At 67.5% G+C, this 18,560-nt stretch carries 17 protein-coding genes; 10 read left to right on the forward strand and 7 right to left on the reverse strand.

What is annotated here, in order from left to right; translation table 11 throughout:
- Window positions 1–9: 9 nt before the first annotated feature.
- Both prrA and FPZ47_RS11180 read right to left on the reverse strand, forming a co-directional pair.
- Complete coding sequence (gene prrA / locus FPZ47_RS11175) at window positions 10–720, reverse strand: two-component system response regulator PrrA (RefSeq protein WP_144948258.1); 711 nt, start codon at window positions 718–720, stop codon at window positions 10–12.
- A gap of 61 nt (window positions 721–781) precedes the next feature.
- A complete protein-coding gene (locus FPZ47_RS11180; protein ID WP_144948261.1) occupies window positions 782–2,326 on the reverse strand; it encodes an acetyl-coenzyme A carboxylase carboxyl transferase subunits beta/alpha in 1,545 nt (514 codons plus the stop codon).
- A 27-nt stretch (window positions 2,327–2,353) separates the two neighbouring features.
- Here FPZ47_RS11180 and FPZ47_RS11185 point away from each other — a divergent pair, with 27 nt between their 5' ends.
- Window positions 2,354–3,085: an enoyl-CoA hydratase gene (locus tag FPZ47_RS11185; RefSeq protein WP_144948264.1), complete on the forward strand. Its 732-nt coding sequence runs from the start codon at window positions 2,354–2,356 to the stop codon at window positions 3,083–3,085.
- Window positions 3,086–3,090: 5 nt separating this feature from the next.
- Window positions 3,091–4,209, forward strand: a complete 1,119-nt coding sequence (locus FPZ47_RS11190) for an MBL fold metallo-hydrolase (protein WP_144948266.1) — start codon at window positions 3,091–3,093, stop codon at window positions 4,207–4,209.
- Window positions 4,210–4,218: 9 nt separating this feature from the next.
- On the opposite strand, the gene FPZ47_RS11195 is transcribed toward FPZ47_RS11190, so the two are convergent.
- A complete protein-coding gene (locus tag FPZ47_RS11195; RefSeq protein ID WP_144948268.1) occupies window positions 4,219–5,319 on the reverse strand; it encodes a glycosyltransferase family 4 protein in 1,101 nt (366 codons plus the stop codon).
- A gap of 107 nt (window positions 5,320–5,426) precedes the next feature.
- Here FPZ47_RS11195 and FPZ47_RS11200 point away from each other — a divergent pair, with 107 nt between their 5' ends.
- The 5 genes from FPZ47_RS11200 to FPZ47_RS11220 all read left to right on the forward strand — a co-directional run bounded on the left by FPZ47_RS11200 (window position 5,427) and on the right by FPZ47_RS11220 (window position 10,676).
- On the forward strand, window positions 5,427–7,019 hold the full coding sequence (locus FPZ47_RS11200; protein ID WP_144948271.1) for a serine hydrolase: 1,593 nt from the start codon (window positions 5,427–5,429) through the stop codon (window positions 7,017–7,019).
- Entirely contained in the window at window positions 7,016–9,409 is a 2,394-nt protein-coding gene (locus FPZ47_RS11205) for a cation-translocating P-type ATPase (RefSeq protein ID WP_144948274.1), read from the forward strand. The genes FPZ47_RS11200 and FPZ47_RS11205 overlap by 4 nt, the downstream gene beginning before the upstream one ends.
- A gap of 54 nt (window positions 9,410–9,463) precedes the next feature.
- On the forward strand, window positions 9,464–9,646 hold the full coding sequence (locus FPZ47_RS11210; RefSeq protein ID WP_144948315.1) for an antitoxin: 183 nt from the start codon (window positions 9,464–9,466) through the stop codon (window positions 9,644–9,646).
- 9 nt (window positions 9,647–9,655) lie between these two features.
- Window positions 9,656–10,141: a type II toxin-antitoxin system Rv0910 family toxin gene (locus FPZ47_RS11215; protein ID WP_144948276.1), complete on the forward strand. Its 486-nt coding sequence runs from the start codon at window positions 9,656–9,658 to the stop codon at window positions 10,139–10,141.
- A 100-nt stretch (window positions 10,142–10,241) separates the two neighbouring features.
- A complete protein-coding gene (locus FPZ47_RS11220; RefSeq protein WP_210419881.1) occupies window positions 10,242–10,676 on the forward strand; it encodes a hypothetical protein in 435 nt (144 codons plus the stop codon).
- A gap of 3 nt (window positions 10,677–10,679) precedes the next feature.
- Here the strand turns inward: FPZ47_RS11220 and FPZ47_RS11225 are convergent, their stop codons facing one another.
- Window positions 10,680–11,162, reverse strand: a complete 483-nt coding sequence (locus tag FPZ47_RS11225) for a VOC family protein (RefSeq protein ID WP_144948279.1) — start codon at window positions 11,160–11,162, stop codon at window positions 10,680–10,682.
- Window positions 11,163–11,819: 657 nt separating this feature from the next.
- On the opposite strand from FPZ47_RS11225, the gene FPZ47_RS11230 reads away from it, so the two are divergent.
- Window positions 11,820–13,292, forward strand: coding sequence for a DUF4185 domain-containing protein (locus FPZ47_RS11230; RefSeq protein ID WP_144948282.1), 1,473 nt, complete (start codon window positions 11,820–11,822; stop codon window positions 13,290–13,292).
- Between the two features lie 78 nt (window positions 13,293–13,370).
- Here FPZ47_RS11230 and FPZ47_RS11235 read toward each other — a convergent pair whose 3' ends face one another.
- Together FPZ47_RS11235 and FPZ47_RS11240 are read right to left on the reverse strand one after the other, a co-directional pair.
- The gene (locus FPZ47_RS11235) at window positions 13,371–13,724 is read right to left on the reverse strand and encodes a VOC family protein (RefSeq protein ID WP_144948284.1); all 354 of its coding nucleotides are present in this window, start codon (window positions 13,722–13,724) and stop codon (window positions 13,371–13,373) included.
- Between the two features lie 412 nt (window positions 13,725–14,136).
- Window positions 14,137–15,054 carry a winged helix-turn-helix domain-containing protein gene (locus tag FPZ47_RS11240; RefSeq protein WP_168209421.1) on the reverse strand — a complete coding sequence of 306 codons (918 nt, stop codon included), beginning with the start codon at window positions 15,052–15,054 and terminating at the stop codon, window positions 14,137–14,139.
- A 246-nt stretch (window positions 15,055–15,300) separates the two neighbouring features.
- On the opposite strand from FPZ47_RS11240, the gene FPZ47_RS11245 reads away from it, so the two are divergent.
- A complete protein-coding gene (locus FPZ47_RS11245) occupies window positions 15,301–16,047 on the forward strand; it encodes a DUF5131 family protein (RefSeq protein WP_144948290.1) in 747 nt (248 codons plus the stop codon).
- On the opposite strand, the gene tcmP is transcribed toward FPZ47_RS11245, so the two are convergent.
- Entirely contained in the window at window positions 16,044–17,132 is a 1,089-nt protein-coding gene (tcmP, locus tag FPZ47_RS11250) for a three-Cys-motif partner protein TcmP (protein ID WP_168209422.1), read from the reverse strand. The genes FPZ47_RS11245 and tcmP overlap by 4 nt on opposite strands.
- A 241-nt stretch (window positions 17,133–17,373) precedes the next feature.
- Here tcmP and FPZ47_RS11255 point away from each other — a divergent pair, with 241 nt between their 5' ends.
- Window positions 17,374–18,237, forward strand: coding sequence for a DUF4236 domain-containing protein (locus FPZ47_RS11255; RefSeq protein WP_144948296.1), 864 nt, complete (start codon window positions 17,374–17,376; stop codon window positions 18,235–18,237).
- Window positions 18,238–18,560: the final 323 nt, after the last annotated feature.

An 18,560-nucleotide genomic window follows, 5' to 3' on the forward strand; every position in this document is an offset into this window, starting at 1 on the left:
TCGATTCGGTCACTGCATGCGCAGCACGAACCCGACCCCGCGAACGGTGTGCAGCAGGCGGGGGCCGCCGTTGGCCTCCAGCTTGCGGCGCAGGTACCCGATGAACACGTCGACGACGTTGGTGTCGGCGGCGAAGTCGTAACCCCACACCAGCTCCAGCAGCTGAGCGCGGGACAGCACCGCGGTCTTGTGCTCGGCCAGCACCGCCAACAGGTCGAACTCCCGCTTGGTCAGGTCGACGTCGAGGCCGTTGACGCGGGCCCGTCGGCCCGGGATGTCGACTTCCAGCGGGCCCACGGTGATGGTTTCCGACGAGGACGTCGCGGTCGCGCCGCGACGGCGCAGCAGCGCCTTGACCCGCGCCACCAGCTCGGCCAGCACGAACGGCTTGACCAGGTAGTCGTCGGCGCCGGCTTCCAGCCCCGCCACCCGGTCGTCGACCGAGCTGCGGGCGGACAGCACGCAGACCGGCACGTCGTTGTCCATGGCGCGCAGTGCGGTGACCACGCTGACCCCGTCCAGGACGGGCATGTTGATGTCGAGCACGATCGCGTCCGGGCGCGTCTCGGTCGCGCTGCGCAAGGCCTCGGCGCCGTCGACCGCCGTCGAGACCTCGAAGCCGGACAGGCGCAGACCGCGTTCCAACGAGGCAAGCACGTCGGAGTCGTCGTCGACGACCAAAACCCGAGGTGAGGTCGCACCAGTGTCCATGCCGACCATCTTGCCGGATTTCCGTCGTCGACCGTGGGAGGCGGCGGGAAAGTCGCGCTGGCAGGTCCGATCAGGCCTCTGCCCGCGAGCCGTTACCCTGCAAGCCGATGCCCTGCAAGCCGACGCGCCGATAGCGTCGCAGCCGCGTGGCCAGCCGCTGGCCGTCCGGCACGCGCCGCAACGCGTGCAGCTCGGCGGCGATGGCGCGCGACATTCGCTCGCTGAACGCGGCCGGCTCGTCGGCGGCGTCGGGCTCCTCCGGCACCACGACGTCGACGATCCCGGCGGCCAGCAACTCGACCGAGCGGATCCCCTGCGTCGCGGCGAGCTCGGCGGCGTGCTCGGTGTCCCGGAAGACGATCGCGCTGGCACCCTCCGGTGGTAGCGGCGCCAGCCAGCCGTGCAGGGCGGCCAGCACCCGGTCGGCGGGCACCATCGCCAGCGCCGGCCCGCCGCTGCCCTGTCCCAGCAGCACCGACACGGTCGGGGTGTCCAGCGTCACGAGCTCGGCGAGGCACTGGGCGATCTGGGTGGCCAGCCCGCCCTGCTCGGCCTCGGCCGACAGCGCGGGCCCGGCCGTGTCGATCACCAGCACCAGGGGCAGGCGCAGCTCGGCGGCCAGCGCCATGCCGCGCCGGGCCTCCCGCAGCGCGGCCGGCCCGATCCCGCCCTTCTCCAACCCGCCGGCACCTCGCTGCTGGCCGAGGACCACCGCGGGCTGCCCGGCGAATCGCGCCAGCGCCAGCAGGGTGGTCGCCACGCCCCCGCGAGCGGGAGGTGCCCCCACGCCCTCGGTGCCGGACAACAGCACGAGGTCGCTCGCGCCGTGCTGCAACAGGTACCGCACACCCGGCCGGTCCGGCCGCCGGGACGCCACCACCGAATCCCACGCCGGCACATCGGCCATCGGTTCGGCCGGCGCCGGGTCCGGCAGCGGGTCCGCGGGGTCGGCGATGACCCGCAGCGCACGACCCAGCATCTGCCGCAGCTCGTCGAGGGCGACGACCCCGTCGAGCACTCCGTGCCGTTGCAGGTTTTCCGCGGTCTGCACACCTTCCGGGAAGGGTTCGCCGTAAAGCAGCTCGTACACGCGCGGGCCCAGGAAACCGATCAGGGCTCCCGGCTCGGCGACGGTGACATGACCCAGCGACCCCCACGACGCGAACACCCCGCCGGTCGTCGGGTGGCGCAGGTACACCAGGTAGGGCAGGTGCGCCTGTTTGTGCAGCCGGACCGCGGCCGCGATCTTGACCATCTGCAGGAACGCGACCGTGCCCTCCTGCATGCGGGTGCCGCCGGAACTCGGCGAGGCCAGCAGCGGCAGTCGCTCGGCGGTGGCCCGCTCGACCGCGGCGGTGATGCGTTCGGCCGCGGCCACCCCGATCGAGCCGCCCAGGAAGCCGAACTCGCAGACCACCACCGCCACCCGGCGCCCGAGGATGCGGCCCTCGCCGGTGAGCACCGATTCGTCCAGCCCGGTGGCGGCCCGGGCGTCGGCCAGTTCCCGCGCATAGGACTCGCCGAACGGCAGCGGCGGCGGCGCGCTGTCCCAGCTGAGAAAGGACCCCTCGTCGAGCACCGCGTCCCGGAGTTGACCGGCCGTGATACGACTCACGACACGAGGGTATATAGGGTGGCCACCATGATCGGTGTCACCCAGGTCGAAGCCGTTTTGACCATTGAGCTGCAACGACCCGAGCGCCGCAACGCCCTGAACTCCCAGCTCGTCGAGGACCTGCGGGAGGTCTTCCAGAAGGCGGGCGACGGGACGGTCCGGGCGATCGTGCTCACCGGGCAGGGCACCGCGTTCTGCGCCGGCGCCGACCTGAGCGGTGACGCGTTCGCGGCCGACTACCCCGACAGGCTCATCGAACTGCACAGGTTGATGGACGCCACCCTGATCCCGGTGATCGGCGCCGTCAACGGCCCCGCCGTCGGCGCGGGCCTGCAGCTGGCCATGCGCTGCGACCTGCGGGTCGTCGCACCCGAAGCGTTCTTCCAGTTCCCGACTTCGAAGTACGGTCTGGCCCTGGATAATTGGAGCATCCGCCGACTGGCCTCGCTGGTCGGTCACGGGCGGGCCAGCGCGATGCTGCTGACCGCGGAGAAGCTGACCGCCGAGACGGCGATGCAGACCGGGATGGCCAACCGCATCGGGACGCTCGCCGACGCCCAGGCGTGGGCCGCCGAGATCGCCGGCCTGGCCCCGCTGGCCATCCAGCACGCCAAGCGGGTGCTCAACGACGACGGTGCCATGGATGACCAGCTGCCGGTGCACAAGGAGCTCTTCGACAAGGCGTGGGCGAGCCAGGACGTCATCGAGGCCCAGGTCGCCCGTGTCGAGAAGCGGCCACCCAACTTCACGGGAGCCTGACGGTCATGGTGCGGGGGGCGCTGCGGCTGGCCGCGGGCACGGCCTCGCTGGCCGCCGGCGGCTGGGTCGTGCGCGCGCTGCACGGCGCACCGATCGCGCTGGGTGCCGACCCCGCCGCGATCCGGGCGGTGGCGGAGCGCTCGCCGCACTACCGCGACGGGGTCTTCGTCAACCTCGACCCGGTCTCGATGTTCACCATGGACCGCGAGCAGCTGAGGCTGGTCGCGTGGGAACTGGTGGCCGGACGCGCCAAAAGCCGTCCCCAGGCCGCGATCCCGTTGGGTGCGCCCGGAATCTTCGACAACGACTCCGGCCGGCTGGCCGTGAGCTGGTTCGGTCATTCCACGGCGCTGCTGGAGATCGACGGCTACCGGGTGCTGACCGATCCGGTGTGGAGCCGACGGTGCTCGCCGTCGGACGTGGTCGGCCCGGAGCGGCTGCATCCGCCACCGGTGCAGCTGGAGGCGCTGCCCGCCCTCGACGCGGTGGTCATCAGCCACGACCACTACGACCACCTCGACATCGACACCGTCACCAAGCTCGCGCGGACGCAGCGGGCCCCGTTCTTCGTGCCGCTTGGGGTGGGCGCACACCTGCGCGCGTGGGGCATACCCGAACACCGCGTCGTCGAGCTCGACTGGAACCAGAGCGCCCGGGTCGACGAACTCACCTTGACCTGCGCTCCGGCGCGGCACTTCTCGGGACGTTTCCTGGACCGCAACACCACACTGTGGGCGTCGTGGGCGATGGTCGGACCGCGTCATCGCGCCTATTTCGGCGGCGACACCGGCTACACGGAGAGCTTCGCCCGCATCGGCGCCGATCACGGGCCCTTCGACCTGACCCTGCTGCCCATCGGCGCCTACAACCCGGCCTGGCCGGACGTCCACATGAACCCCGAGGAGGCGGTGCGCGCCCACCTCGACCTGACGACCGCCGGGTCGGGCCTGCTGGTGCCCGTCCACTGGGGCACGTTCCGCCTCGCGCCGCATCCCTGGGCGGAGCCGGTCGAGCGCCTGCTCGAGGCCGCGGAAGCCGCGGGCGTCGAGGTGGCGGTCCCGGTGCCCGGGCAACGCATCGACCCGTCCGGGTGGACGAGCACCGACCCCTGGTGGCGGCTTTGAGCGCGGATTTCAGACCGGCATGGTGAGCCAGGTGTCCCACTGCTCGGCCCGCCGCGTCCAGTTGTTCTCGGCGACGGCGTAGTCGACCTGCGCCCGCAGGCGCGCCTCGGTGCCGGCAGGATCGGCCTCGCGCGCGGCCAGTGACCGGATGACGCGGTCGGCGAACGCCGCGGCATGCGCGTGGGGATCGGCCGGCGGCGGCATCAGCTCGACGAAACCGGCGCCCGTCTCGGGCAGCGCGCCAAGATCGCTGGTGACGACGGTGCAGCCCGCCGCCATCGCCTCCATCACGGCGATGCAGGACGTCTCGGCGAAGGTGTTGGGGTAGGCCAGCATGGTGGCCCCGCGCAGCGCCTGGGCCAGCGCAGGCTGGGCGACCGAACCGTGATAGGCGACGCCGGGCGCGGTGCGTGCGGCGTCGTAGAGCGGCCGGAACGGGTCCAGCAGGGCGTTGTAGACGGCCATGCTGCTGTAGACCGCGAGGCGGGCGTCCGGCACCGCGGCCCGGATGAGGGTGAACGCGGCCAGCAGCCGGTCCAGCCCCCGGTAGGGCGTGCTGGTGTAGCACAGGGTCGGCGGGCCCGATTTGGCCGGCAGGATCGGACCGTCGCCGAACAGGTCGGCGAAGGGCGGGCCGACGGCGTTGCGCAGGATGCCGATGCGGGCGGGGTCGAGCCCGAACGCCTGGTGGAAACAGTCGGCCTGCCACTCGCTGACCATCGCGAAACCGTGGAACAGCGCCCGGACCCCGGGCTGGGCCAGGGGCGCGACGAAGGGCTGGTCATGGGCCAGCCCGGTCCACAGGATGTGGCGGGCTCCGGGCCGGCACAGCGCCGTGAATTCCGCGAGCCTGGCATGCACGCCGCCCAGGTGCACGACGCAGTCGGCGTTGCGGAGCGCGTCGTCCTGCGTGCCCGGGATCGGTTGGCAGCGGACTCCGCGCACCACTTTGACCTCGGCGTCGCGGCTGACCAGCGTGACTCGGTGACCCCGCTTCACCAGTTCGGGCGTCAGGTAGCAGGCCGCTGACTGCGACCCGCCCAGCGGTCGCTGCAACGGCGTGTCCGGATCGTAGGCCGAGGCGGCGGCGTCGACGAACACGATGTCCATGCGCCCGCACTTTAGGGGGTTGCGCGGCCGGGTCGCCAACTGCCGTACCCGCCGGCCGGGGCGCGCGACGACGGCGGAGCCGCCCCACAGCGCGCTAAGGTTCCGCCATGACGAAACGCACGGCAACGGCCGCCGTCGTGATGGTGTCGCTCGCGTTCACCGGATGCGGCACCGCGCAACACCTGTCGGGCCCGCCGTCGGCGGTGTCGGAGGCCCCGCCCAACGAGGTGTCGGGAGTTGACATCCCGCCCGGCCGCATCGGCGACGCCGTAGCCAAGGTCGACGGCCTGGTCGCCGACCTGATGAAGACCAGCGGCATCCCGGGCCTGGCCGTCGCCATCGTCCATGGCGGGAAAACGCTGTACGCCAAAGGGTTCGGCGTCAGGGACGCAAGCAGGGGCGACCGCCAGGACAACAAGGTCGACGCGGACACCGTCTTCCAGCTGGCATCGCTGTCCAAGTCGGTGGGTGCCACGGTGGTGGCGCACGAGGTGACTGACAAGGTGATCACCTGGGACACGCCCGTGGTGTCCGTGCTGCCGTGGTTCTCGCTGTCCGACCCCTACGTCACCAGCCACGTGACCGTCGCCGACTTCTACTCGCACCGCTCCGGGCTGCCCGACCACGCCGGCGACAAACTCGAGGACCTGGGCTATGACCGCCGGCAGGCGCTGGAGCGGCTGAAGTACCTGCCGCTGGCGCCATTTCGAAACAGCTACGGCTACACCAACTTCGGGGTGACCGCTGCGGCCGAGACGGTGGCCGCGGCGGCGGGCACACCGTGGGAGGAGCTCTCCGGCGAGGTGCTCTACCGGCCGCTGGGCATGGCGTCGACGAGTTCGCGCCACGCCGACTTCCTGGCCCGGCCCGACCACGCGGTCGGGCACGTCAAGGTCGGGGACAAGTGGGAGCCGCGCTTCCAGCGGGATGCCGATCCCCAATCGGCCGCCGGCGGCGTGAGCTCCTCGGTCAACGACATGGCGCGCTGGCTGACGATGCTGTTGGCCAACGGCGCCTACGACGGCGGGCGCATCACCTCGCCCGAAGCCCTGCTGCCCGCCATCACCCCGCAGGTCGTCTCGGTCCCGGCCGCAAACCCCAAGGCGCGCGCGGGTTTCTACGGTCACGGGTTCAACGTCACGGTGAGCTCGTCGGGGCGCACGGAGCTGAGCCATTCCGGTGCCTTCACCCTGGGCGCCGCCACCAACTTCGTGGTGTTGCCGTCCGAGGACCTCGCCATCGTCGCGCTGACGAACGCCGCGCCCGTCGGCGTGCCGGAGACCCTGACCGCAGAATTCCTGGATCTGGTGCAGTACGGCCGGATCCGCGAGGACTGGGCCGGCCTGTACCGGAAGGCGACGGGCTGGATGAACAATCCCGAGGGCGCGCTGGTCGGCAAGCGGCCCCCCGCCGATCCCGCGCCGTCCCGGCCGCTCGGCGAGTATCTCGGCGTGTACACCAGCGACTACTGGGGTCCGGCGACCGTGACCGAACGCGACGGTGCGCTGCAGCTGGAGATGGGACCCAAGAACCGGACATTTCCCCTGACGCACTGGGACGGCGACACTTTCACCTTTCCGGTGACCGACGAAAACGCGCCGCCCGGAACGATTTCCAAGGCGGTGTTCGCCGGATCCCCCTCCGCCACACTGAACTTGGAGTACTTCGACTCCGACAAGCTGGGGACCTTCACCCGATGACGCCGTCCGGCGCCGTCGGCCTGACCGACGCCGAGGTGGCTCAGCGGGTCGCCGACGGCCAGGGCAACGCCGCCCCGAAACGCGCCACCCGCAGCGTCGCCGACATCGTCCGCGCCAACGTCTTCACCCGGATCAACGCGATCCTGGGGGTGCTGCTGCTGATCGTGCTGGCGACCGGATCGGCGATCAACGGGCTTTTCGGCCTGCTGATCGTCGCCAACAGCGTCATCGGCATGGTCCAGGAAATACGCGCCAAGCAGACGCTGGACAGGCTGGCGATCCTCGGGCAGGCGAAACCGTTGGTGCGCAGGGCCTCCGGCGCGCGCTCCCTGCCACCCGAGGAGGTGGTGCGGGACGACGTCATCGAGCTGGGCCCCGGGGACCAGGTCGTCGTCGACGGCGTGATCGTCGAGGAGCACAACCTGGAGATCGACGAATCCCTGCTCACCGGCGAGGCGGACCCGATCGCCAAGGACACCGGCGACGCGGTGATGTCGGGCAGCTTCGTCGTCGCCGGCGCCGGGGCCTACCGGGCGACGAACGTCGGATCGGAATCCTGTGCCGCCAGGCTCGCCGAGGAGGCCAGCAAGTTCACTCTGGTGAATTCCGAGCTCCGCAACGGCATCAACCGGATCCTGCAGTTCGTCACCTACCTGCTGGTACCGGCCGGCCTGCTGACCATCTACACGCAGTTGTTCACCACCCACGCCGGGTGGCGGCGGTCGGTGCTGCGCACGGTCGGTGCGCTGGTGCCGATGGTGCCCGAAGGGCTGGTGCTGATGACGTCGATCGCGTTCGCCGTCGGCGTCGTCAGGCTCGGCCAACGCCGTTGCCTGGTAAAGGAATTGCCGGCGATCGAGGGCCTGGCCCGCGTCGACGTGGTCTGCACCGACAAGACGGGCACGCTGACCGAGAGCGGGATGCGGGTTCGCGACGTCGAGGAACTGGCCGCGCCCTCCGAAACGGTCGCCGAGATTCTGGCCGCGCTGGCCGCCGCCGACGCGCGACCGAACGCCAGCATGCAGGCGATCGCCGAAACCTATGACCGCCCACCGGACTGGATCGCCACGGCGAGTGCGCCGTTCACGTCGTCGACCAAGTGGAGCGGCGTGTCCTACCGCGGCCACGGCAACTGGGTGATCGGGGCGCCCGACGTGCTGCTCGACCCCGCCTCGGCGGCCGCGCAGCGGGCCGAGCGGATCGGGTCGCAGGGGCTGCGGGTGCTGCTGCTGGGTGCCGCCGAGGATGCCGTGGACCATCCGGGCGCTCCGGGGCGCGTCCGCGCGGTCGCCCTGGTGGTGCTCGAGCAGAAGGTGCGCCCTGACGCCCGCGCGACACTGGAGTACTTTGCCGCCCAAGGTGTTTCCGTCAAGGTGCTGTCCGGTGACAACGCGGTGTCGGTGGGAGCCGTCGCCGGCGAACTCGGGCTGCGTGGGGAGACGATGGACGCGCGCCGGTTGCCGGCCGACGACAGGGCCCTGGCCGACGCCCTGGAGTCCCACACCACCTTCGGCAGGGTGCGCCCCGACCAGAAGCGCGCCATCGTGCATGCGCTGCAAGCGCGCGGCCACAGTGTGGCGATGACCGGTGACGGCGTCAACGACGTGCTGGCCCTCAAGGACGCGGACATCGGTGTCGCGATGGGCGCGGGCAGCCCCGCATCGCGGGCCGTTGCGCAGATCGTGTTGCTGGACAACAAGTTCGCCACGCTTCCTTATGTCGTCGGCGAGGGCAGGCGGGTGATCGGGAACATCGAGCGGGTCGCCAACCTGTTCTTGACCAAGACGGTGTATGCGGTGTTGCTGGCGTTGCTGGTCGGCACCGAATGCCTGTTTTCCGGGAGGCTCGGCGTCGACCCGCTGCTGTATCCGTTCCAGCCGATCCACGTCACCGTCGCGGCGTGGTTCACGATCGGTATTCCCTCGTTCATCCTGTCGCTGGCACCCAACAACGAGCGCGCCCGTCCCCGTTTCGTGCGACGGGTGCTGACGTCGGCGCTGCCGTCGGGGCTGATCGTGGGCGTCGCGACCTTCGTCTCCTACCTGGCGGCCTACCACGGCCGGCACGCCACGTTCCGGCAACAGGATCAGGCGTCGACGGCGGCGTTCATCACGCTGCTGGTCACCGCGCTGTGGGTGCTGGCCGTAGTGGCACGACCGTACCAGTGGTGGCGGGTGGGGCTCGTCGTCGGCTCGGGGCTGGCCTACGTGGTGATCTTCAGCATCCCGCTGGCCCGGCAGAAGTTCCTGCTGGATCCCTCCAATGTGACCGCCACCGCGGTCGCGCTGGGGATCGGCGTGCTGGGCGCCGCGGCGATCGAGGCGTCGTGGTGGATCCGGGCCAGGATGCTCGGCGAGCGGCCGCGGCTGTGGCGCCGGGCCGGGGAATAGACAAGTTAAGGTACTCAGCGGTTGAGTGAGGTTTCCCGGGGGAAGGACAGCTGCATGGGATTCCTGGACAAGGCGAAGGACCTGTTGTCGCAGAACGCCGAAAAAGTGGAGACGGTCGTCGACAAGGCCGGCGCGTTCGTCGACGACAAGACGCAGGGCAAGTACTCCGACACCATCCACAAGGTGGCCGAAGAGGCCAAGAAGGCGGCCGGCTCCGCGGTCGCGGACGACCGGTAGGGCTGACCCATGGCGAAACTCTCGGGATCCATCGACGTGCCGCTGCCCCCGGAAGCGGCCTGGCAGCACGCCTCCGACCTGTCCCGGTACCGGGAATGGCTGACCATCCACCGGGTGTGGCGCAGCTCCCTGCCCGACGAGATCGACAAGGGCACCGTCATCGAGTCGATCGTCGAGGTCAAGGGAATGTACAACCGGGTCAAATGGACAGTCGTGCGCTACAAGCCGCCGGAGGGCATGACCCTCGACGGCGACGGCGTCGGCGGTGTCAAGGTCAAGCTGATGGCCAAGGTGGCGCCCAGGGACGACGGCTCCGTCGTCAGCTTCGACGTCCACCTCGGCGGCCCGGCCCTGTTCGGGCCGATCGGCATGATCGTCGCCGCGGCGTTGCGACGCGACATCAACGAGTCGCTGCAGAACTTCCTCACGGTCTTCACCGGAACGGGCCCCTCCTCGCGGCCGAAACCGAACCGGGACGACCGCTCCCGGCGCTGACCGCACGTGATCAGCTGACGGGCCGGCACCCGGCGCCGCGTGTCGAGCCGGACCCCCGTCCGAAATCCCTACCGAGCCGTTCGGACTAAGGTAGAAACTCGTGACGCGGCGGCTGGGCCCTGGTTGGCTGGTGGCGCTCTGCGCGCTGATCATCTCGGCCAGCGCCTGGATGCCGTGGCTGACGACGGCGGTCAACGGCGGAGGCTGGGCCAACGCCATCGGGGGTACGCACGGCAGCCTGCGGCTCCCGCCCGGGTTCAGCGCCGGGCAGCTCATCGTATTGCTGTCCTCGGCGCTGCTGGTCGCCGGGGCGATGGTGGGCCGCGGCCTGTCGGCGAAAATCGCTTCCGTTGCCGCGCTGATCATTTCGTTGCTTGTCGTGGCCCTGACGGCGTGGTACCACAAGCTCAACGTCAATCCGCCGGTGTCGGCCGGGTACGGGCTCTACGTCGGCGCGATCGCCGCGCTGTGCGCGGCGGCGTTCTCGGTGGTGGCCGTGATCGCGTCGGTGGCGTCGGGCGGGTCCGCGCGGTGAGCTTCAGGGCGACGGGAACTCGTGCCGGCCCGAGTCGGCCCTCCCGTCGGGCTCGTTGACGCCGTACACGAACGGTGCGAACACGACTTCGCGGCCGTCGGGGTCCCGATAGGTGACCGCCCCGTACGCCTCCCAGTAGGGGTGCTGTGCCACGGGTTCTGCCGCCGCGGCCCGCAGCCGTGCGGTCGCCGCCTGCAGTGCGTGCGGGTCCGGAAAGTACAGGCACAGCTGCTCGTGGTGGTCCACCGCCGCGGGCTCGACCGCCTCGACGATTTCGAGCGTCAGGTTCCAGCTGGGCAGCCCGAAGATCGCACCGTTGCTGCCGTAGCTGGCCTCGAACGTCTCGAAGAGCGGCAGGCCCACCAAATCGCGGTAGAACCGCACCGTTTCGCGGAAGTTCGATGAGCGCCGCGCGAAGCGGATCGCACCGATGGGCGCCAACCGTGGGGGCCAGTGCGTTGCGCGGTGAGGCTTCTGGTCGTCCATGGGTGCTCCGATCTGCCGAGCTGCACGGCCGCGCGTCGTCGCGCGCGAACCCACCAACCAGTGTGCACCCCGGCTTCGGTCGGCTCAGGCCGTGGCAACGCTGCGCAATGAGCCCCCCGGGTTGCCCGGATAAAGGTTGCCCGGATAACGGGCGGCCCCGCCGGCTCTCGGGCTGAACCGACGGGACCTGGGCGAGCACGCAGGCCGGCCGACGCGCTCACCTCTTCTGAACCATTGCGCCCGGTGCCGGACGACAAACATCCGAATTCAACCTCGGTGAGGACCCCCGCCGGTCCCTCGGCGTGCGCTGGCTGTGGTTGGCCCAGTTCAAGGTGGTGCGGGCCGGTTCTGGCTTGTGCCACCAGGGCCTCTGGAACCGGTTGTGCGGCAGCCTATTCGGCCTTTTGCGCAGTGCTCGTCGCGTTGCTCACGCGCCATGGTACGGCCGTAAGCCGTGCGTTTGACGGCCAACGTCGCGCCGGCGGCGCGCTGACGACGACGCGCTCGCGGCCGGCGACCGCGGATCGCTCAGTTTCGACACGGTCACGGATATATACCTATCGGCAAATCACTGGTCACAACCGCCCCGTGGATCACTATCGTCACATTTGCCCACTGCGGCGTCAATGCGAGGTCCTGCCCGCGGAAAGGTGTTACATGTCGGCGATTCTTCGAAGCATGGCGCTTTCGATGGCGTCGGCGGCTGCTATCGGACTCACCGTCGCGATAGGTACCGCCCCGTCGGCGTCCGCCACGCCTTGCAGTGCGCCGGAAGCCAACATTCCGCCGCCCAACGCGCAGCCGGCCATGCCGGCTCCCGGGCCCGTCGTGCAACCACCGACGGGCCGCCGGCCCGCGCACACCAACGACAGCGCACCGTTGCCGAAGCTGGGTCCGCTGATCTCCTCGCTGCTCAAGCCCGTTGTTCCGAACACGCGATACGCCGCGCCGTTGCAGCCGCAGGCGGGGGTCGCTCCACCCGCGCCCAACCCCCCGGCCCCGCAGCCGCCGAAGGCGAACCAGCTGGCGCCCAACGCCGCACCGCCGAAGCCCCCGGCGCCGGCGCCGGAGGCCGAGGTTCCCTCGATCGCGGGGGCCCCGACGTCTCTCGTCGAATTCGTGACCGGAACCAACAGCCCCAACAATACCCTCCAACGGTTCGGCATCTCCGGAACCGACCTCGGAATCGCCTGGGACAACGGGGATCCCGTCAACCATCAGGTTCTCATGGCCTTCGGTGACACGTTCGGTTACTGCAGCGTGCACGGCCAGCAATGGCGCTACAACACGCTCTTCCGCAGCTCGGACCACGATTTGTCCCAGGGAATCCACGTGGCCGACGGCGTGCCCAACAACAGGTACTCCGGTTCCCCGGTGTGGGCGTCGGGCCTGTCCAAACAGGTGGTCAACAGCATCCACAAGGCCCCGCACGAGACGGGGATCATTCCCACCGCGGCCATTTCCATCGGCCGGACCCAGTTCATGAACTACATGTCCATCCGGCGGTGGGGACGTGACGGCGAATGGTCGACCAACTATTCGGCGATCGCGAGATCGCTCGACAATGGCCAAACATGGGGGGTGTACCCCGGCACGATCCGCACCGCCTCACCGGATGCGATCCCGGGCACCAACTTCGTCCCGGGGAACGAGAATTTTCAGATGGGGGCGTTCATGAAGGGCAACGACGGGTACATGTACTCGTTCGGAACCCCCTCCGGGCGGGGCGGCAACGCCTATCTGGCCCGGGTCCAGCCGGGCTTCCTGCCCGACCTGAGCAAATACCAGTACTGGAACGGCGACTCCAACGCCTGGGTCCCGGCAAATCCGGGGGCCGCGACACCGGTCATCCCGGGTCCGGTGGGGGAGATGTCGGCCCAGTACAACGACTACCTCAAGCAGTATCTGGTGCTCTACACCAACGGCGGCAACAACGACGTCGTGGCGAGGACGGCGCCGGCCCCGCAAGGGCCGTGGAGCCCCGAGCAGCCGCTCGTGTCGTCGTTCCAGATGCCCGGCGGCATCTATGCGCCGATGATCCACCCCTGGTCGTCGGGCAAAGACCTGTACTTCAACCTGTCGCTGTGGTCGGCCTACGACGTGATGCTGATGCACACGGAGCTGCCGTAGCGGCGGCGCGCTACAGACACCACCAGCCCGCGTCTGCGCCTGTTCGCTAGGCGGAAAGGCGTTGCGGCACGCCGTCTTTCACCGGGCCAGCGACTTGTAGAAAACCAGGCCGTTGCCCTTGTTGTCATAGACCACGGCACGGCGTTCGTGTGCGTCGTCGTAAGGGCCTTTCACGATGCCGCCGCCGCTGTCCTCCACCGCCTTCGCCGCGGCGTCGACATCGGCGGTCTTGATGCCCACGACGACCTGTCCGGGGATGGGGTGGTCCACCGCGGTCGCCAGCGCGAGGGTCACCGGCCCGCCGTCGAGGGCCGCGAAATGGGTTCCGTCGCGAAACTTCAGCGGCATGCCCAGCGTCTCGCTGTAGAACCGGATCGACTCTTCCAGGTCGTCGGTCGACAAGATGATCATCTTTACTTCGTGCTCGCTCAACGGTGCCTCCTTTGGCTGAAACCGCCTTACAGAGTAAGCGCGGCGTCAAGGTGCGCAACCCTTGTCAAGGGTTGCCGGTGGCTAAGACCAACGGGAGCGACAGGTCTTCGGAGATCACGCTCGACAACGTTTCCGCCAGCGGCGAGTCGCTGTCGTGGACCACGCAGACGTCGAAGCCCCAAACCGGCCGGTGCCCGACGTGGGTCAGATACTTGAGCAGGTTGGTGACGGCCGGTTCGGCCGAAAGATCGATGCGGCCGTAAAACCGTCCCGGGTCGTCCCAAACAAAGGCCCGCCTCGACCAGGCGCGCGAAAAGTTGCCGGGCTCGCGTGCACGCCGCCGTCGCCTCCACCCGGTCGGGCGTGGTGATCTCGAGCTCGAAATAGATGGGAAACGTCGGTGCCGGCAGGTTCAGGCTGCCGTCGACGAGCGCTGGGTCGGTGCCGTCGGTGTCGATCTTGACCAGCGCCACGTCCCCGGCCTCGCCGACCAGTCGCCCGATGGGGACGACGCTGCCGTGTTCGGAGTAGGGCCCGTCGATCGGGTGGCCGTGCCGCCCCAGTGGAACAACGCCCGGGCGGGTTCGTCCTCGTGCGCGGTGACGTAGCAGTCCGCGACCGTGGCCCGATCCGCGAAGTGGCGAGCGACGTTGTCGCGCAGGTACGCCAGGAAGTAGTCCGACGGCTCCACGCACAGCACGTCCAGCGTGCTGTAGCGGGCGATGAGCGCCAGGGTGTCGTCGACGTCGGCGCCGATGTCCACCGCGACACCGCGGCGAACGAGCGACTCCCGACCGCCGTACCCCATCGCTTGAAGCAGCTTCAATGACAGTGATTCCAGGAATGCGGGCGGCTGGGCCAAGATTCTGTCGAGCAATTCGGCTGCGAGCGTGTCGTACGAGTCCTCCACGAGCGCATTTACGGCTTCGCTCGGCGACACGTCGTCAGAGACGACGCTCACCGACTTCTCTACCTGTTTCTCGCTCTTGCGAGATCGGAAGTCTTGGTACTCAGGAAACTGTTGTAGGACATGCAAATCCACCCGGTGGAGATGTTCCTGAAGAACCTTCTTGCCGCGTTCGGACAGCAGGTAGCGTCCACGCTCTGGCCGTGTGAGAAGTCCGGCTTGAGCCATATGCGTTATCGCCCACGCGACCCTGTTGGTGAAGAGCTTCTGCTTACCGCTGGGCAACATCACCAGCCGATCCTCGTCGGAAATATTCAGCGCGGCCGCTATTTCGTCTCGAATCTGTGCAGTCGAGCGCGGTTGATCTCCGTCAAGTGCCACCAGGACGGGGCGCATCATCGTCTGGAAGTCGGGTATCGCCATGAGGTTGACAGTAACCATTGACTGCCAGCGGCTGGGCGATGACCTCGCCAGGGGGTCTATTAGTCGTGGCCGGGATGGCTGTTGGACTGGAATAGGCTGCTAGAGGCAGATTTCAGCGACATGCGGACAGTCCTTCGGCCATGCTGTCAGTGCGGCCAACTAGCATGATGTGGGAGGCGAGTTACACGATTGGAATTTCATTCTGCCAGACTGGAAGGGCGGACATTACGGAGGGACTCGATAAGGATGGCGGACCGGTCGGCAATCGAGTGGACGGAGGCTACTTGGAACCCCGTCACGGGGTGTGACCGGGTGTCGGCGGGCTGCGATCATTGCTACGCAATGACATTGTCGAAGCGCCTGAAGGCGATGGGATCGCATAAGTACCAAAATGACGGCGATCCAAGAACTTCCGGTCCAGGCTTCGCGGTCACTATGCATCCGCAGACGCTTGATGAGCCGTTCCGGTGGCGCAATCCTCGCGTTGTCTTCGTAAATTCGATGGCAGACCTGTTCCACGCAAAAGTGACGTTGCCATTCATCCGCGAGATTTTTGAGGTGATGCGGGCGACTCCGCAGCACACTTACCAGATACTCACGAAGCGAAGCCTGCGACTATTGCGTTGCGCCGACAAACTCGATTGGCCATCAAACGTCTGGATGGGCGTGTCCGTGGAAGATTCATCGGCCCTGTACCGTATCGATCATCTGCGCCAGGTGCCTGCTGCTGTCCGGTTCCTCTCGTGCGAACCGTTGCTCGGCGCGTTAGATGGGCTGGTGCTAGATGGCATCCATTGGGTCATCGCGGGAGGCGAGTCGGGACCGAATTACCGCCCAGTGGAGATTGATTGGGTCCGTGGGGTTCGCGACATGTGCGATGAGTCGGGCGTCCCATTCTTCTTCAAACAGTGGGGTGGTCGAACGCCGAAAATGCTTGGGCGCGAATTGGACGGAAGACGCTGGGACGACATGCCCACGCGGGTCGTCAGCTAGTCGCTATCGCCGGGTGAGAAGACCTGGACGACCGAATCGCTGGGCCACGGGGACTTAGCTTCTTCGACGGGTTGCACGCGCATCACGATGCCTTCGGCGCTCAACTGTCCCAGCGCGTTGCGCAGGTGAGTTTCTTTATAGCCCTGCGCAATGGCCCACCGATGCAGATCGGTGAATGTGACTGTCGAGCCTTGCAAGCTTTCAATGTAGGTGAGCAACCGATCAATGTCCGGCCCAAAGCTGAATGAGATCTGGGCGCTAGACCCTTTTCCTGCCGTTTCATCGAGCGACCAGCAGGCGTCATTCCAGCACTCTAAGCCGCTCTTGTGGTGCGTTCCGAAAATCAAGGCGTAGCGGCCGGTTTGACCACGGGCTTGCACGTCGAAAGCGCCCGTAAAACAGTTAAGAGACTCAAGCCGTTGGCGGTAGAGTCGCTTTACCGCTTCCTTGCTTTCAGCAACCGGCGCTTGCGGGTCAAGGGTCTGCCAGGATGTGCCACCGAAAAGTTGCGTTAGGACATCTACCATGGCGGGATTTCCCAGGTATCGATGAATCTCGTCGAGCATCAAACTGATGATGACCTCGTTCTTTTTGCGGGCCGCGCAGGCGCTGACATCGGGCCACGGGATATCCTTCAACCCCCACGGGTCGATGATCCACAGAGTTGCCTTGCCTTGCGGCGCATGCTGTTCCAGCACAAGTGGCAGTCGCTCACCGAATGGCCCCGGTTCTTGAGGCGCGTGAATAACTTTCGCGTCCTCGGGCAAGCCGGCCATGCGCTGCGTCAAGACAGCGACGCGCCGAACATCCTTATCGATGGTGACCAGATCCAGCTTGTTAAAGCGGTCATGGAAGCGGTGTTGGCGGTAAGCCTTCGCAATCATGACCGGGCTTCCGTCGAGGCCGTCGGAGTACCGACCCGAACCAGCGAATGCCTCGACGACAGTGGCATCGCCGCTCCATCGCCCTTGCAATATGCGCGGCATCCAGCAGTTGATGTATCGCCGATAGAACTGGTGCTTTACGCGGGTGTGCGGATCCGAGGGGTAGTCCACCTCTTTCCGGATCTTCTCGCGCCTACTCAAGGTGTGGGTCCTACCACGCCGCGCCCCTTCTTGCCGTTGCTTACCCAGCGTAGAAGTCTGGTCCGGCAAGATTGCTTAGACACGCGCAAGGGCTTGCGACCCAGCAGGGCGAGGTGGCGGAACATCGGCCCGGTCAGCGGTGCGGCGCTTTCGCCCTCCGGTCACGTCGGGCAGCATGGACGCATGACCAGACGATCCGAGGGCCACTTACGTCCGTCTGGCGCATGCGAACGGAGTAGTGATGTCCTGGCAGTACCGCAAGTCGAAGAAAGTCGGGCCGTTCCGCTTCACCGCCAGTAAGCGGGGAGTCTCAAGCAGCGTCGGTTTCGGGGGATACAGGGTGACCCGCCGCGCCGACGGTAGCTACCAGCGCACCGTCCGCATCCCCGGCACCGGCGTCTACAACACCCGCCGGATCGGCTCGCCGCGCCGACCACAGTCCGCACTGTCGAGTGGTGTCGGGTTCGGCGTCGGATTCATGCTCACCCGACTCCTGTTCTGGCCGCTCCTGATAATTGGCGTCCTTCTTTTGGTTTTCGCGTGGAAAGCCCTGTTGGTTTGGGGTCTCATCATCACCGCCATCGTCTTGACGCGGCGCTATTTGCGGCAACGGCAACGGGCGGATGGGTTCGCCGACCTCAACGTCTCTGGCCCACTCGCCCAGACTGTCTGCCAGATACTTGACGCCAGTGTGGAGGCCAATGGCACGCTCAACATCAAAGATGCGCTCAACACGGTGTTAGATGCCAACCCGAGCCTCCCGGTAGTTGAGGCAGGGTCTTATATCGGCGGGATCATAGGCACCTACCGCCCGCAGTACAGGCCGCTGGTACCGGCCAACGTGGGCACCATTGCAGAAGACGCATACCGGGAACGGGTGTTCTTGCGAACACTCGCGAAGAACGGTGTCAACATTCGCCAGCCAATCGACCAGGCGCATACCGTCTGCCAAGTGCTGGATACCGGCGTGACGTTCGAACAGATGTCGTGGCGGGTGGCCAAACTCAATGACATTTCACCACTCGATGCGGCGCGCTTCGTAGGCACAGCCATAGCCGCCTACTGCCCTCAGCACAATTCATTGATGGAAGAGCCGCCCAAGTAGAGATCGAAAGCCCTGGTCGTGCCATGCGCCCGTTGCTCGACATGACGGCACGATATGAGGCGAAGGGCCGGGAGCGCGAGGGACAAGAGCATGCGTCCCACCACGCGACTATCGGGGCTGGAGGAACATCAACTATCGAAGCCATACGGCGGGTTGGCAACTGTTGTCAGACACACTGAGCGGGCATACGTCCTGCCACGCCAATTCATCGCCAGCCTGATCGCCCACCCGCACCGAATGGACGTTTGAGGTGTGTTTGAGTTAATGAGCCATTCGCGGTTAGAAATACCCAGCCAGAACCGGGGTGTGCTCATTGATCATCT

The organism is Mycobacterium helveticum, from assembly GCF_007714205.1.
GTDB lineage: Bacteria > Actinomycetota > Actinomycetes > Mycobacteriales > Mycobacteriaceae > Mycobacterium > Mycobacterium helveticum.